Source organism: Tenacibaculum holothuriorum (assembly GCF_002120225.1).
Taxonomy (GTDB): domain Bacteria; phylum Bacteroidota; class Bacteroidia; order Flavobacteriales; family Flavobacteriaceae; genus Polaribacter; species Polaribacter holothuriorum.
In genome coordinates this window covers 108,876-122,101 of record NZ_LAPZ01000014.1, presented here as the reverse complement: position 1 = coordinate 122,101, position 13,226 = coordinate 108,876, and the positions used below count along the sequence as shown (strand labels likewise).

General features: G+C 32.5%; 13 protein-coding genes. 4 read left to right on the top strand and 9 right to left on the bottom strand.

The annotated features are described in order from the left end of the window. Positions 1-50: 50 nt before the first annotated feature. The 3 genes from infB to rimP all read right to left on the bottom strand — a co-directional run bounded on the left by infB (position 51) and on the right by rimP (position 4,789). Complete coding sequence (infB, locus tag WH52_RS13155) at positions 51-2,942, bottom strand: translation initiation factor IF-2 (protein ID WP_086031421.1); 2,892 nt, start codon at positions 2,940-2,942, stop codon at positions 51-53. Positions 2,943-3,058: 116 nt separating this feature from the next. After that, on the bottom strand, positions 3,059-4,315 hold the full coding sequence (gene nusA, locus WH52_RS13150) for a transcription termination factor NusA (RefSeq protein ID WP_086031420.1): 1,257 nt from the start codon (positions 4,313-4,315) through the stop codon (positions 3,059-3,061). A 12-nt stretch (positions 4,316-4,327) separates the two neighbouring features. Continuing rightward, complete coding sequence (gene rimP / locus WH52_RS13145; RefSeq protein ID WP_086031419.1) at positions 4,328-4,789, bottom strand: ribosome assembly cofactor RimP; 462 nt, start codon at positions 4,787-4,789, stop codon at positions 4,328-4,330. Positions 4,790-4,945: 156 nt separating this feature from the next. Between rimP and WH52_RS13140 the strand changes: the two genes are divergently transcribed. After that, positions 4,946-5,773, top strand: a complete 828-nt coding sequence (locus tag WH52_RS13140; RefSeq protein WP_086031418.1) for a universal stress protein — start codon at positions 4,946-4,948, stop codon at positions 5,771-5,773. Positions 5,774-5,785: 12 nt separating this feature from the next. Here WH52_RS13140 and WH52_RS13135 read toward each other — a convergent pair whose 3' ends face one another. The 5 genes from WH52_RS13135 to WH52_RS13115 are packed head-to-tail and all read right to left on the bottom strand — an operon-like array spanning position 5,786 to position 9,818. Beyond that, positions 5,786-6,757 (bottom strand): DUF3089 domain-containing protein, encoded by a 972-nt coding sequence (locus WH52_RS13135; RefSeq protein WP_233131569.1) that lies wholly within the window; start codon positions 6,755-6,757, stop codon positions 5,786-5,788. A 47-nt stretch (positions 6,758-6,804) separates the two neighbouring features. After that, positions 6,805-7,287: a hypothetical protein gene (locus tag WH52_RS13130; protein ID WP_086031416.1), complete on the bottom strand. Its 483-nt coding sequence runs from the start codon at positions 7,285-7,287 to the stop codon at positions 6,805-6,807. A 13-nt stretch (positions 7,288-7,300) separates the two neighbouring features. Beyond that, a complete protein-coding gene (locus tag WH52_RS13125) occupies positions 7,301-8,329 on the bottom strand; it encodes a glycosyltransferase family 9 protein (protein WP_233131568.1) in 1,029 nt (342 codons plus the stop codon). 13 nt (positions 8,330-8,342) lie between these two features. Further along, positions 8,343-8,951 (bottom strand): DUF4254 domain-containing protein, encoded by a 609-nt coding sequence (locus tag WH52_RS13120; protein WP_086031414.1) that lies wholly within the window; start codon positions 8,949-8,951, stop codon positions 8,343-8,345. A 51-nt stretch (positions 8,952-9,002) separates the two neighbouring features. Then, positions 9,003-9,818 carry a hypothetical protein gene (locus WH52_RS13115; protein WP_086031413.1) on the bottom strand — a complete coding sequence of 272 codons (816 nt, stop codon included), beginning with the start codon at positions 9,816-9,818 and terminating at the stop codon, positions 9,003-9,005. A 100-nt stretch (positions 9,819-9,918) separates the two neighbouring features. Between WH52_RS13115 and WH52_RS13110 the strand changes: the two genes are divergently transcribed. Genes WH52_RS13110 through mscL form a run of 3 tightly spaced genes read left to right on the top strand, consistent with a single transcriptional unit; the run spans position 9,919 to position 12,081 of the window. Continuing rightward, on the top strand, positions 9,919-10,533 hold the full coding sequence (locus tag WH52_RS13110; protein ID WP_086031412.1) for a thymidine kinase: 615 nt from the start codon (positions 9,919-9,921) through the stop codon (positions 10,531-10,533). Then, positions 10,526-11,626, top strand: coding sequence for an alanine racemase (alr, locus tag WH52_RS13105; RefSeq protein WP_086031411.1), 1,101 nt, complete (start codon positions 10,526-10,528; stop codon positions 11,624-11,626). The genes WH52_RS13110 and alr overlap by 8 nt, the downstream gene beginning before the upstream one ends. Before the next feature lie 53 nt (positions 11,627-11,679). Next, on the top strand, positions 11,680-12,081 hold the full coding sequence (mscL, locus tag WH52_RS13100) for a large-conductance mechanosensitive channel protein MscL (RefSeq protein ID WP_198938443.1): 402 nt from the start codon (positions 11,680-11,682) through the stop codon (positions 12,079-12,081). 55 nt (positions 12,082-12,136) lie between these two features. On the opposite strand, the gene WH52_RS13095 is transcribed toward mscL, so the two are convergent. Then, positions 12,137-13,141, bottom strand: coding sequence for a hypothetical protein (locus tag WH52_RS13095; RefSeq protein WP_086031409.1), 1,005 nt, complete (start codon positions 13,139-13,141; stop codon positions 12,137-12,139). Positions 13,142-13,226 lie beyond the last annotated feature (85 nt).

Below are 13,226 nucleotides of genomic sequence, written 5' to 3'. Positions count from 1 at the left end.
AAAGGAGATCTAAATTTAGATCTCCTTTTTTTATGACTTAATTAAAGATATTACTTTAATTTTTTCTTAACTGCTACTTCAGTATAAACTTCTAAAGTATCATACTCTTTAATATCGTTATAGTTCTTAATTTGTAATCCACAATCGTATCCTTTAGTAACTTCTTTTACATCGTCTTTAAAACGCTTTAATGAAGCTAATTCTCCGTCGTGAACAACAATCCCTTCACGGATAATTCTAACTTTAGCATCTCTTGTAATCTTACCAGACTGAACCATACAACCTGCAATGTTTCCAACCTTAGAAATTTTATAAACTTCTCTAATTTCAACATTACCAATCACCTCTTCTTTCATCTCTGGAGATAACATACCTTCCATCGCATCTTTAAGATCGTTGATTGCGTCATAGATAATCGAATATGTTCTGATATCTACTTCTTCTCTATCTGCTACTGCACGAGCATTTCCTTGCGGACGAACATTAAATCCTACAATAATTGCATCAGAAGCTGTTGCTAATAACACATCAGACTCGGTAATTGCTCCAACTCCTTTGTGTAAGATATTCACTTGGATTTCTTCTGTAGATAATTTCTGGAAAGAATCTGTTAATGCTTCTACTGAACCATCTACATCTCCTTTTAAGATAATATTCAATTCTTTGAAGTCTCCTAAGGCAATACGACGACCGATTTCGTCTAACGTTAATGTCTTTTGAGTTCTTACAGATTGCTCACGTTGTAATTGAGAACGTTTAGCAGCGATTTGCTTCGCTTCTCTTTCATCATCAAATACATTGAATTTATCTCCTGCTTGCGGAGCTCCATCTAAACCTAAAATTGATACTGGTGTAGAAGGACCTGCTTCTTTAACTTTATTACCACGCTCATCGAACATTGCACGTACCTTACCACTATGCTTACCTGCTAATAAGTAATCACCAATTTTTAATGTACCTGCCTGTACTAATATTGTTGACACATACCCACGACCTTTATCTAACTGCGCTTCAACTACAGTACCAACTGCATTCTTATCAGGGTTTGCTTTTAATTCTAAAACTTCTGCCTCTAATAATACTTTTTCTAATAAGTCATCAATTCCTAAACCTGTTTTAGCTGAAATCTCTTGAGATTGGAAACTACCACCCCATTCTTCAACTAATAAGTTCATAGATGAAAGTTGTGTTCTAATATTATCTGGATTTGCATTTGGTTTATCAACCTTGTTTAATGCAAATATGATAGGAACTCCTGCTGCTTGTGCGTGAGAAATTGCCTCTTTTGTTTGTGGCATTACATCATCATCTGTTGCAATAACAATAATAACGATATCTGTAACCTGAGCACCACGAGCACGCATTGCCGTAAAGGCTTCGTGACCTGGAGTATCTAAGAAGGCAATTTTTTGACCTCCATCTAACGTTACTCCATATGCACCAATGTGCTGTGTAATCCCTCCACTTTCTCCAGCAATTACATTTGCTTTACGAACATAATCTAATAACGAAGTTTTACCATGATCCACGTGACCCATTACCGTTACGATTGGAGCTCTTAACTCTAAATCTTCTGGTTTATCTTCAATCTCTTCGATAGACTCTTCTACCTCAGCTCCTACGAATTCTACTTTGTAGTTAAATTCTTCAGCAACTATTTGTAAAGTTTCAGCATCTAAACGTTGGTTCATCGTCACCATCATACCTAACATCATACAAGCAGATATAATTTCAGTAACTGGCTTATCCATCATTGTAGCAATTTCACTAACTGTAACAAACTCTGTTACTTTTAACACCTTTTCTTGAGAAGCTTGCATTTCTGCTTCTGCCTGCTGACGGTGAGCATCACGCTTGTCTCTACGGTACTTAGCTCCCTTACCTTTTTTAGATTTACCTTGTAATTTTTCTAAGGTTTCTCTTACTTGCTTTTGGATTTCTGCTTCTGTTAACTCTTCTTTTTGAACTACAGGGCGACGTCCTCTACCACGGTTTTGACCGCCACGGTTTCCTCCTCTATTTTGGTTTTGACCTCCGCGGTTTTGACCACCTCGGTTTCCTCCTTGCTGATTTCCTTGAGCATTTGAATTACCACCTGCACCAGGTTTGCTAATTCTTTTACGCTTCTTTTTAGCATCAGCATTCTTATTATCAGTTTTAGCATCTGGCTTTTTCTTCTTAGGTCTTTCAAATTGTTTTAAATCAATTTTTTGACCTGTAATTTTAGGACCATCAAGCTTTTTGTACTGAGTTTTAATTTTCTCTGCATTCTCAGCAGTAACCTCAGGTGCTTTTTCTTTTTTAACTTCTGGTTGCTTTTTAGCTTCAACCTTTTTAGAAGCTACATCAATTGGTTTTACTGGTTGCTTTTTTACCTCTTTAACAACCTTAGGCTTCTGAGCCTCTTCTTTTTTAGGTTCTTCAACTTTCTTAGCTTCAACAACAGGTTTTTCTTCAACAGGTTTAACAACCTCTTCTTTTTTAACCTCTTTTTTAGACTCTTCAGTTACTTTTTCTTCTTTAACTGGAGCTTCTTCTTTTTTCTCCTCTACTACTGGCGCTTTTTCTTCAACAGCTTTACCGCTATCAATATCAATTTTACCAACAGTTTTTATCTCTAACTTTTCAGCCTTAGCCTTAAGTACTTCTTGCTTTTTAGCCTCTTCTTCTAAGCGCTTTTTTTCTTGCTCTGCTTCTAATTGCTGACGAATAGCTTCCTTTTCTTTTCTCTTCTCTTCAGTTACTTCTTTAGAAGCTACTTTCTTAGACTTATCTGTTTGAAAACCATCTAACAACACCTGATACTCGCCATCAGAAATTTTAGTTGTAGGACGCGCTTCTACTTCATAGCCATTTTTAGCTAAGTGTTCTACAGCTCTGTCTAAAGAAATGTTTAATTCTCTTAAAACTTTGTTTAGTCTTAATTTTTTGCCTTCAGCCATATATTGTTTTATACTTTTTATTCAAAAAGCACACTTTATAACTTTGGTATAGTTATGCTTTCTTTCTTAAATGGTCAGCTGTTTGTTTTAAGGAAGCTGAGCTCCTTATACTTTTATTAGTCTTCGAATTCTTCTCTTAAAATTCGTTGAACATCTAAAATTGTTTCTTCTTCTAAATCGGTTCTTTGCACTAACATTGTAACGTCTTTTTCTAAAACACTCTTTGCAGTATCTAGACCAATTTTCTTAAACTCTTCAATTACCCAAGCTTCGATTTCGTCTGAGAATTCTGTTAACTCTACATCTTCTTCTTCGATTCCTTCTCTCTGAACATCAATCTCGTAACCTGTTAATTGACTTGCCAAACGAATATTTACACCAGCACGCCCAATAGCTTTAGAAACTTCTTCTGGCTTTAATAAAACGTTTACACGTCCTTTTTTACCATCTTTCTCTTCTTCGAATTTTTCAATTTCTACAGAAGTTACTTTTGCTGGGCTTAACGCTCTTGCAATAAATAAGTTTTCGTTTTTAGTGAAATTGATTACATCAATATTTTCGTTTCCTAACTCACGAACAATACCGTGAATACGAGATCCTTTTACACCAACACAAGCTCCAACTGGATCGATTCTATCATCATAAGAATCTACAGCTATCTTAGCTTTATCTCCTGGTATTCTAGCTACTCCTTCAATAGTAATTAAACCATCAAATACTTCAGGAATTTCTTGTTCAAATAATTTCACTAAGAAATTAGGAGATGTTCTCGATAAAATAATTGCAGGTTTATTACCTCTTAATTCTACCGACTTAATTACCCCTCTTACAGCATCACCTTTTCTAAAGAAATCAGATCGGATTTGCTCACTCTTAGGCAACACAATCTCGTTTCCTTCATCATCTAACAAAATTACTGCATTATGACGAATATGATGAACTTCTGCACTATAGATTTCTCCTTCTAAATCTTTAAATTGCTTAAATACGTTTGTACTATCGTGTTCGTGAATTTTAGAGATTAAGTTTTGACGTAATGCTAAAATTGCACGTCTACCTAAATCTATTAACTTCACCTCTTCAGATACATCTTCTCCAATTTCGAAATCTGGTTCTATTTTTCTTGCTTCTGACAACTCAATTTCTTCGTTATCATCTTCTGAAAATCCGTCAGCTACTACCACACGGTTTCTCCAAATTTCTAAATCTCCTTTATCTGGGTTGATAATAATATCAAAATTATCGTCTGAACCAAACTTTCGTTTTAAAGCAGCACGAAACACTTCTTCTAAAATAGACATTAGTGTTACTCTGTCTATACTTTTGTTATCTTTAAAATCTGAAAATGATTCAATTAACGCAATATTTTCCATTTCATTATCTTATTAAAATATAATCTTCACTTTTGCTTCTATAATATCGCTATACGCTAAAACTTGTGTTTTTTCTACCGTATGCTTTCCTTTACCTATTGGTTTAGGTTCTCTTGCTTTCCAAAACAATGTAATGTTTTCACCTGTTGCTTCGGTTAACGTTCCTTCAAATTCTTCGGTTGCTGTTTTAACCTTAAGAATTCTATTTAAATTCTTTTTATACTGACGTTGTAACTTTAATGGATGAGCTATATCTGGCGTTGTAACTTCTAAAGAAAAATCTTCTTCTTCTCTATCTAAGTTATGCTCTATAGCTCTACTAATTCTTACACATTCACTTAATGGCACTCCTGAATCTCCGTCAACAATTACCTTAATTTTACTATTAGCAAGAAACTGCAAATCGATTAAAAACAACGTATCGTTTTCATCTAAAGCTCCTTGTAATAATTCTCGTACTCTTTCTTGATCCATCTTAGGTATAAAAAGAGGGGACTTTCGTCCCCTGCATCTATCATGTAATAAATTCGTTGCAAATATAGTAAGTTATTCATTAATACACAAATAGCTTGAGTTTTTGGTTTTTTTTCAGTAAATTTAAAACGCTATCTATCTTTAAATCTTACCATTATGAAAAAAATACTTGTTCCTATCGATTTTTCTAAACATTCTGAATATGCAGCAAAGTTAGCCGCTAAAATGGCAAAAAAGACAAATAGTGAGGTTCACTTGCTTCATATGATTGAACTTCCATCAGGAATTGTTGACATGGGTGGAGGTGCAAACTTCAGTATTCCAGAAAGCATGTTATACATAAGAAAAGTTAGAGATAAAATGCTAGATTGGAAACAAGAATTCTTTCCTAAAAATGAAGATGTTAAGCATGCTATTCGATTTCAAAACCCTTATGAAGGGATTAGAGATTATGCTAAAAAATCGGGAGCAGATTTAATCACTATGGGCACTAAAGGTCATACTGACATTGAAGAAATGTTAATTGGATCAAACACAGAAAAAGTTGTTAGAAATTCTGAAATACCTGTACTAGTTACTAAAAAAGATGACGACAATTTCAAACCTAAAAACATAGTTTTTGCCTCTAGTTTTAAACCAAGTAAAAACAGAGCTTTTGAACGTTTTCTAGATTTTGCTAAAGATTTTAAAAGCAAAATTCATTTGCTAAAAGTAAACACACCTCAAAAATTTGAAAACACACAAGACTCTAAAAAGAAAATAGAATCTTTTGTTAGCAAATACGACATACCGAAATACTCGGTAAATGTTTACAACGACAACTCTATTGAACAAGGAATTCTTAATTTCTCTAAAGACATTGAAGCCGACGTAATTGCCTTAGCTACTCATGGAAGAAGTGGGCTGTCTCATATCTTTAATGGTAGTATTACAAAACATTTATCTAAAAGTGCTATAAGACCTATGTTAACTTTTAGAGTTTAAACTACAGAAAGACTATTTGTTTTTTCTCAACCAAGTTTCTGCTCTTAATTGCACATTCTCTTTTACATCTTGCCAAAAAAGATTGATATCTCCTGAATGAAAATTACGCACAAAAGACGCAAAGAATCTTAATGGAAATTTTGGAGTGCTAATCCAAATTAAGCCATCTGTAACCTGAGTTTTAATCGAGTTTTTATACAACTTTTCATTTGTATATAAAAAACCTTTGTGTTGTAAATATTCTGTTTCTTTCTCCTCATTCCAAGTTACTGGATTTGTAGTTACACTTCCTTTATACCAATCTTTTGGTTTTGGGTAAAATCCTTTTTTATAGGTGTTCCAAGAAACAAATCCTCCAACTTCATCCGGAGCATTCATTGGTTGGATATTTTTAAACTCATCTGGCTTTACTCTCATTCCAGGAATGTATGCTGCAACTAACTTCTCTTTCAGTTGAGTTTCATCAAAAAAATCTTTCAATAATTGAATAGCGTGTGTAGCCCCCTGACTATGACCAACAATTATTATTGGTCGGTTGTTATTATAATTTTCAAGATAATACTGAAAAGCTCTTTTAACATCTAAATACGCTAACTTTAACGCTTGATCTCCTTCTTTTTTAAATTTCTTAAAAAAAGAACGATAATGTGCTTGCCTATACAAAGGAGCATAAATCTTACCAACTCCAGCAAAAGCTGAAGCTTGAAACAACACTGCTTTATTAATTACTTTATCATTTTGCTTTTCATCTTCAATAGGTACATTCCAACGAACATCTCTTTTACTTGTATTTACTGTTGGATATATATAAAAAACATCAACTTTTAATGAGTCGATGTTTTTTGGTGCGTATTTTCTGAAGTTTTCTTGATACGAATTAGGCGTAATTGCCCATGAACTCACTTTTGAATATTGTGGTTCATTTGGAACTTCATTACGATTAAATGATTCAGTTTTATAAGTCGATTTGCAATTATAAAACAATAGAATACTAGTTAAAATTAAAATTTTATTTACAAGCCTCTTTAACATTAAAACTGTAAAGCTAAACCTAGTCCGTTTCCTTTTAACTTTAACTGAATTGATGGATTAAAACTAGACGCAGATGTTTGTAATCCGTTATTATATAACTCAACTGCTCTTTTAGATTTTTTGTTAAATCCGTTAGAAATTGGAATTGCTATCCCAACTAATCCTGCCCCAATAGCTGCTAATTCCCATTTAGCATCTCCACCACCAATAGCAGTTCCTATTGGCCAACCTATTAAAGCTCCACCAGCAACTCCTAAAACCGTTGCCCAAGTTTTATTAGACTTTGCAGATTGAATAATTTTATATGCTTCTTGATTATTCTTCATTAAGTCAGCAACTTGAGAAAACGATAAATGCTTGCCATCTTGCTTAAAAGTATAACCTCCAAAGACTTTATTTAATTCAATCTTTTTTGAATTATCTTGTGCAGATAAAGCTAAAGAACCAACAAATAACAATAGAAGTAAAATTGACTTTTTCATTTTTATAAATAGTTTAGGTTAATATTAATCGTACTCTTTTTACGAGATTTTTACTATCAATAGACGCTATGCAATCTAAGTAATTTTCTGGAGATTTATTACCATATACAGAAGTAGGCACTAACGGAAACCTTTCTAAGTCAGGCAATATCTGATTTTCTTTAGGTTGGTTATACGGCACAAAGCCCAAACACGGATGTGTTACACCCCAAACAGTAATTACCGGCACCCCGTACATTGCTGCTAGATGACCATTCCCAGAATCCATAGCTATCATCGTATCTAAGTTAGAAATTATTTCTAATTCTTTTACAAACGATATTTTACCAACCATAGAAATTACATTTTCATAATCAGCTGCTATTTCTTCCAAAATTGCTTTCTCTTTTCCCCCTCCACCAAACAACAAAACAGTAGTTTGCTCAACTACAGAAAGTTCTTTTAATAATTCTTTTGTTTTTTCTACTGAAAAAGATTTCCCTTTAAATGCTGCAAAAGGAGCAAAACCAACAAGTTTTTTGTCCTTAAACACTTCTCTAAACTCATTAGTAATTTCAGCCTTTTCTTTAAAACCAGTTCCTAACTCAATTTTAAAACCTAGCTTACGAAACACCTTTGCGTAACGCTCATGCATAGACGGAAGTTGATGTAGTTTCTTAACTTTTAATGTAGTTAACTGCTTTTTTTCGCTTCTTCCTTTATCAAGTTGAACACATCGCACTCCGCTTAATCGAAATAAACCTACAAGTACCTTAGATCGAAGCACATTGTGCAAATCAGCAACTGCATCAAACGATTGTTTAGACAATTCCTTATACAACTTCACAAGCCCAAAAAATCCTTTATGCCCCCCTTTTAAATCAGGAATTACAACACGAACATTGGGAATATCTTCAAAAAAAGGCTTAAAAAAACCTCTAGTTAACACTGTGATTTTAACTAGAGGATTTTGTTCTACTAACGATTTTATAATCGGAGCAGACATAGCAACGTCTCCCATTGCAGAGAGACGTATTACTAAAATATGTTTTGGTGAATCCAACCGAACTTATATTTTATTTTTTTGAACGTAATACCGGATTCAATTCATCGTCATTGTACATTTTCATCTGTTTATACACTTTCATGTACTTATCGCCATTAGCAATATCATTTAATAATGTATCAATTGCTGTAGATAAATCTACTCTTTGTTCTAATAAAACATCTAGTTTTTTCTGACAAGAAGCTTTGTGCTCATCACTTGCGTCTTTACGTGTAGCTTCTTCATTCATGTGGTAAATCTTTAATGCCAAAATCGACAAACGATCTACTCCCCAAGCAGGACTTTCTGTATTTATTGTAGCTTTTTCCTTAGCTACAACCTCTTTATATTTATCAAGAAAATAGCTATCTATATACTCAACCATATCAGTTCTATCTTGATTAGATGCATCTATTTTCCTTTTTAAATCTAAAGCAGCAACAGGCTCTATATTCGGATCTCTAATTATATCTTCATAATGCCACTGCACAGTATCTATCCAGCATTTTCTATACAGTAAAAAAGCTAGTAAGTCTTCTTCTTTATCATATTTATTATTGAACTCTTGATACACATCATCTTTTACATGATAATCGTTTATAACTTCTTCAAATATTTTATTTGCTTTTTCTGTAAACATCTCTCTAAATTTTAAGACCTCAAAGATACATATAACATCATAAATATGAAGTTATGCAAATTTCCTTTCAATAATTTCTAACAATCGTGCTTCGTATTCTTCTTTTTCAGACCAATCATAATCTGGTTTAACCATTTTATTGATAAACTTTTTCGCTTCTTTTTCTGTTTTAAACGTATTTAACTGGGATATTACTCTATTAAAATCTGCTTGATCTCCATCAAACAAATGTTTTACAAAAGCAATTCGATCATTCAATCCTATTTGAATTGAACTTTGTAAATGGTCGTTCAATGTTTTTTTAGGCTCCGCTTTTTCAAACAGATTTGCCATAACATCTACTGGTAATGTATCTTGAAGCTCTTCTTCTAAGGTAGCAGTTTTCTTTTCTCCCACATCTTTAACATCGTTCTTTACATCATCATCTCCAAATAACATTTCTTGTATCTCGTCAAATGGTTGTTCAATAATTTCCTCAACCATCTTCATTGCAATCTTCTCTTCAACGATATCTTCAATTACATCTTCTGCTATTTCTTCAGCAACCGTATCTATCTCTTCTTTATTATCTTCTTCTAAATGATGAACTATTTTCTCCTCCTCAGCGATCGGAGTTTCAACCTTGTTAACTACTACTTCTTCCTCTATTTTTTTATCAAAAGCTAAAGCTACATCTTGCAACAATTCCTCTTTTGTTTTTGTAGGGTGTGGAGTATTATTAATATACTCTTCTACATAAGCTAACACCGATAGTTTTTCATAAACCTCGTAAGCTTTTTGCTTCAACGCAAACACTTCATCTTTATTTTTCATCTTTAAAATGCTGTGTGCTAAACTGGTTAAATCTGATGCTAATTTTTTGTGCATAAGTTCTTGTTGCTTTTTAATTTTTGCTGATAAATTTTAATAATTTTGTTTCTTGTTCGAAAGTAAATAAAAATTCATAAACAGAGCTTAAAATTACAAAATGTTTCTTGAAAATACAGTAAATCATACAGAGCAATTTGGGTGGATAGAAGTAATTTGCGGCTCAATGTTCTCGGGGAAAACAGAAGAATTAATTAGACGCTTAAAACGAGCACAATTTGCAAAACAAAGAGTAGAGATTTTTAAACCTGCAGTAGATGTTAGATACGATGAAGAAGAAGTAGTTTCTCATAACGATAATCGCATTAGATCTACACCTGTACCTGCATCTTCAAACATTCGCCTTTTAGCTAACGATGTAGATGTTGTAGGAATTGATGAAGCGCAGTTTTTTGATGATGAAATCGTTGCTGTTTGTAACGATTTAGCAAATAGGGGAATTCGCGTTATTGTCGCTGGTTTAGATATGGATTTTAAAGGAAATCCGTTTGGACCAATGCCTGCACTTATGGCTACTGCAGAATATGTTACTAAAGTACATGCAGTTTGTACTAGAACAGGAAACCTTGCTCATTATAGTTATAGAAAAGCACAAAGTGACGATTTAGTATTCTTAGGAGAAACTCAAGAATACGAACCTCTTAGTAGAGCTGCTTACTACAAAGCAATGAAAGACCAACAAATTATTAACGAAGAAGAAGCTAGCAATGAATAATCACGTTACCGTTCTTGAAATTGATGCAAATGCAGTTTTACACAACTTAGACTATTTTAAACAAAAACTACAACCTGAAACCAAAACTTTAGTTGTAGTAAAAGCTTTTGGCTACGGAAGTGAATCAGTAGAAATAGCAAAAATCGTTCAAGATAAGGTAGACTATTTTGCAGTTGCTTACTCTAACGAAGGAATTGTTTTGAGAGAAGCTGGAATTAAAACACCAATTCTTGTTCTTCATCCGCAAATTCAGAATTTAAAGGATATTGTAAAACACCGTTTAGAACCTAACTTATACAACTTCAAAATTTTTGATGCTTTTATAAAATTAGCAGACGAAGCTCCTTTAATGAACTACCCTGTTCATATTAAATTTAATACAGGATTAAATCGCTTAGGATTCTGGCACACCGATGTTCCTAATATTATCTCAACCTTAAAGAGTTCAAACAATATTGTTGTAAAATCTATTTTTTCACACTTAGCAGCTAGTGAAGATTTTAACGAGCAAGAATTCACAGTAGGTCAAATAAATAATTTCGCTTACATAGTTAAGCAGATATACGAACATCTAGGTTATGAACCAATGATTCATATCTTAAACACATCTGGCATTATAAATTACCCCCAAGCTCAATTCGACATGGTTCGTTTAGGTATTGGCTTGTATGGTTTTGGAAACCATCCTGATGTAACCGCTCAACTTAAAAACACGCATAGTTTAAAATCAATTATATCTCAAATCCATTTAATACAACCTGGAGAAACCGTAGGATACAACAGAGCTTTTGTTGCAAGTTCACCTACTAGAAGTGCAACTATTCCTATTGGACATGCCGATGGAATTTCAAGAAGACTTGGTAATAAAGAAGGATTTGTAATCATCAACAACCAACCAGCTCCTATTATTGGAAATGTATGTATGGATATGATTATGGTTGATGTTACGAAAATTGAATGTAAAGAAGGAGACGAAGTTATAATATTCAACCACCAACAACATATTGAATATATAGCTCACAAGTGCGAAACTATTCCATATGAAACAATTACCGCTATTTCGCAACGAGTAAAAAGATTGGTTAAATCGTAATTTTTTGTTACTTTTCAACTTCATTTAACTATTAAAAATCAAAAAACATGGGAATGCTCAAAGAGTTTAAAGACTTTGCAATGAAAGGCAATTTAGTTGACATTGCAGTAGGTTTTGTTATGGGTGCTGCTTTTAACAAAGTAGTTGCTTCATTTACTGGAGGAATTGTTTCTCCTTTAATCGGATTATTATTTAATGCTGATTTTAAAGATTTGAAATACATTATAAAAGAAGGTGTTGCAGATGATGCTGGTAAAGTAACAGGAGAAGTTGCTGTTATGTATGGTGAATTCTTAACCAACGTTATCGATTTTATTATTGTTGCATTTGTTATGTTTATGATAGTAAAAGGTGTTAATGCAATGAAGAAAAAAGAAGAACCAGCTCCAGAAGCACCAAAAGGACCTTCTCAAGAAGAATTACTTGCAGAAATCAGAGATTTATTGAAGAAGTAATTTTTTTATAATATTCATAAAACCAAAAACCTCGACGATTGTCGAGGTTTTTTCATTACCATATCACAGACACTATTTCTTTATCATCTTTTATTTGTTTTTCTAAAATAGCTATTTTTTCATACATCGAACTAAAGAACAAACTTCTTGCTACCTCTACATTTCCTGAAATTTTACTAGAAAAATGAATCACTTTTTCAAAATACCTTTCTATTTCATTGCATACACTAGCATCTTCAATTTCCACATGCGACAATCCATCATAAAGCATTAAGGCTTTCTTTTTATTTTCAGAACTTAAATACACCATATTATTTAAAGTAAGTAGCTTATTATGATACAAGCTATAGCTATTTTTATCATTACCATTCCATAAACCATTTACAGCTTTAAATTCAATTTGCTTCATCATTTCCTTAATCTCAGCACACATTAAAAGAGCCTCATCTCTATTAACAATATTGATTTTGTAGAAATAATATAATTGATTTAAACAATTATGAATAGTAGCATCACTCCAAACTTCTTCAATATTTATAATCTTAAATACATCTTTAAATTCTTTTGAAGCTTTAAGAACATCATGCTCAATATTAAAGGATGATAAATTACTCAACAAAGAACTAGATCCATTTGTAGACATTCTTAAATATAAAAAAACACGAAATTTAGAATACAGTGAATTAAAAGGAATATGATAAATAGGTATCTGCTTAGCTCCTATTATTATTCTACTATCTGTATACTTTGAAAAGTTTAAAATACTTTTAGCTTCAGTTTTATAAAAGTTAATTAACCCTTCTTTAGATTTTAAGAAACTTTTCTTTTCTACGTAAAAAGAATTGTTTACAGATAGTTCATAAAGGTTATTAATAGATATATTATACTGTTTAGCAAGTAATAAAGCTTCATCAAAAGATAAATTTGTTTTACCTTTTAATCTACGGTAAGCAGCATCATTACTAATATCTAAAGCATCTGCTATTGCTTCAACTAACAATACATTTTTAGGAAGTTCTTTTTGAATCTCTTCAAAAAGCTTAAAACTGGTCTTCTCCATAAATCATTTTACAAATTAAATTGCCTCAAAAAGTGCAATTATCTTTTACAAGTTTGCATTTTTCACAACAGGTATATGCACAGAA

Bases quoted from the DNA above. Each gene is read 5' to 3' on its own strand.
- mscL (WP_198938443.1), top strand. From the start codon at position 11,680: ATGCTCAAAGAGTTTAAAGACTTTGCAATGAAAGGCAATTTAGTTGAC.
- WH52_RS13130 (WP_086031416.1), bottom strand. From the start codon at position 7,287: ATGAAAAAGTCAATTTTACTTCTATTGTTATTTGTTGGTTCTTTAGCT.
- nusA (WP_086031420.1), bottom strand. From the start codon at position 4,315: ATGGAAAATATTGCGTTAATTGAATCATTTTCAGATTTTAAAGATAAC.
- infB (WP_086031421.1), bottom strand. From the start codon at position 2,942: ATGGCTGAAGGCAAAAAATTAAGACTAAACAAAGTTTTAAGAGAATTA.
- WH52_RS13140 (WP_086031418.1), top strand. From the start codon at position 4,946: ATGAAAAAAATACTTGTTCCTATCGATTTTTCTAAACATTCTGAATAT.
- WH52_RS13120 (WP_086031414.1), bottom strand. From the start codon at position 8,951: ATGTTTACAGAAAAAGCAAATAAAATATTTGAAGAAGTTATAAACGAT.
- WH52_RS13095 (WP_086031409.1), bottom strand. From the start codon at position 13,141: ATGGAGAAGACCAGTTTTAAGCTTTTTGAAGAGATTCAAAAAGAACTT.
- WH52_RS13110 (WP_086031412.1), top strand. From the start codon at position 9,919: ATGTTTCTTGAAAATACAGTAAATCATACAGAGCAATTTGGGTGGATA.
- alr (WP_086031411.1), top strand. From the start codon at position 10,526: ATGAATAATCACGTTACCGTTCTTGAAATTGATGCAAATGCAGTTTTA.
- rimP (WP_086031419.1), bottom strand. From the start codon at position 4,789: ATGGATCAAGAAAGAGTACGAGAATTATTACAAGGAGCTTTAGATGAA.
- WH52_RS13115 (WP_086031413.1), bottom strand. From the start codon at position 9,818: ATGCACAAAAAATTAGCATCAGATTTAACCAGTTTAGCACACAGCATT.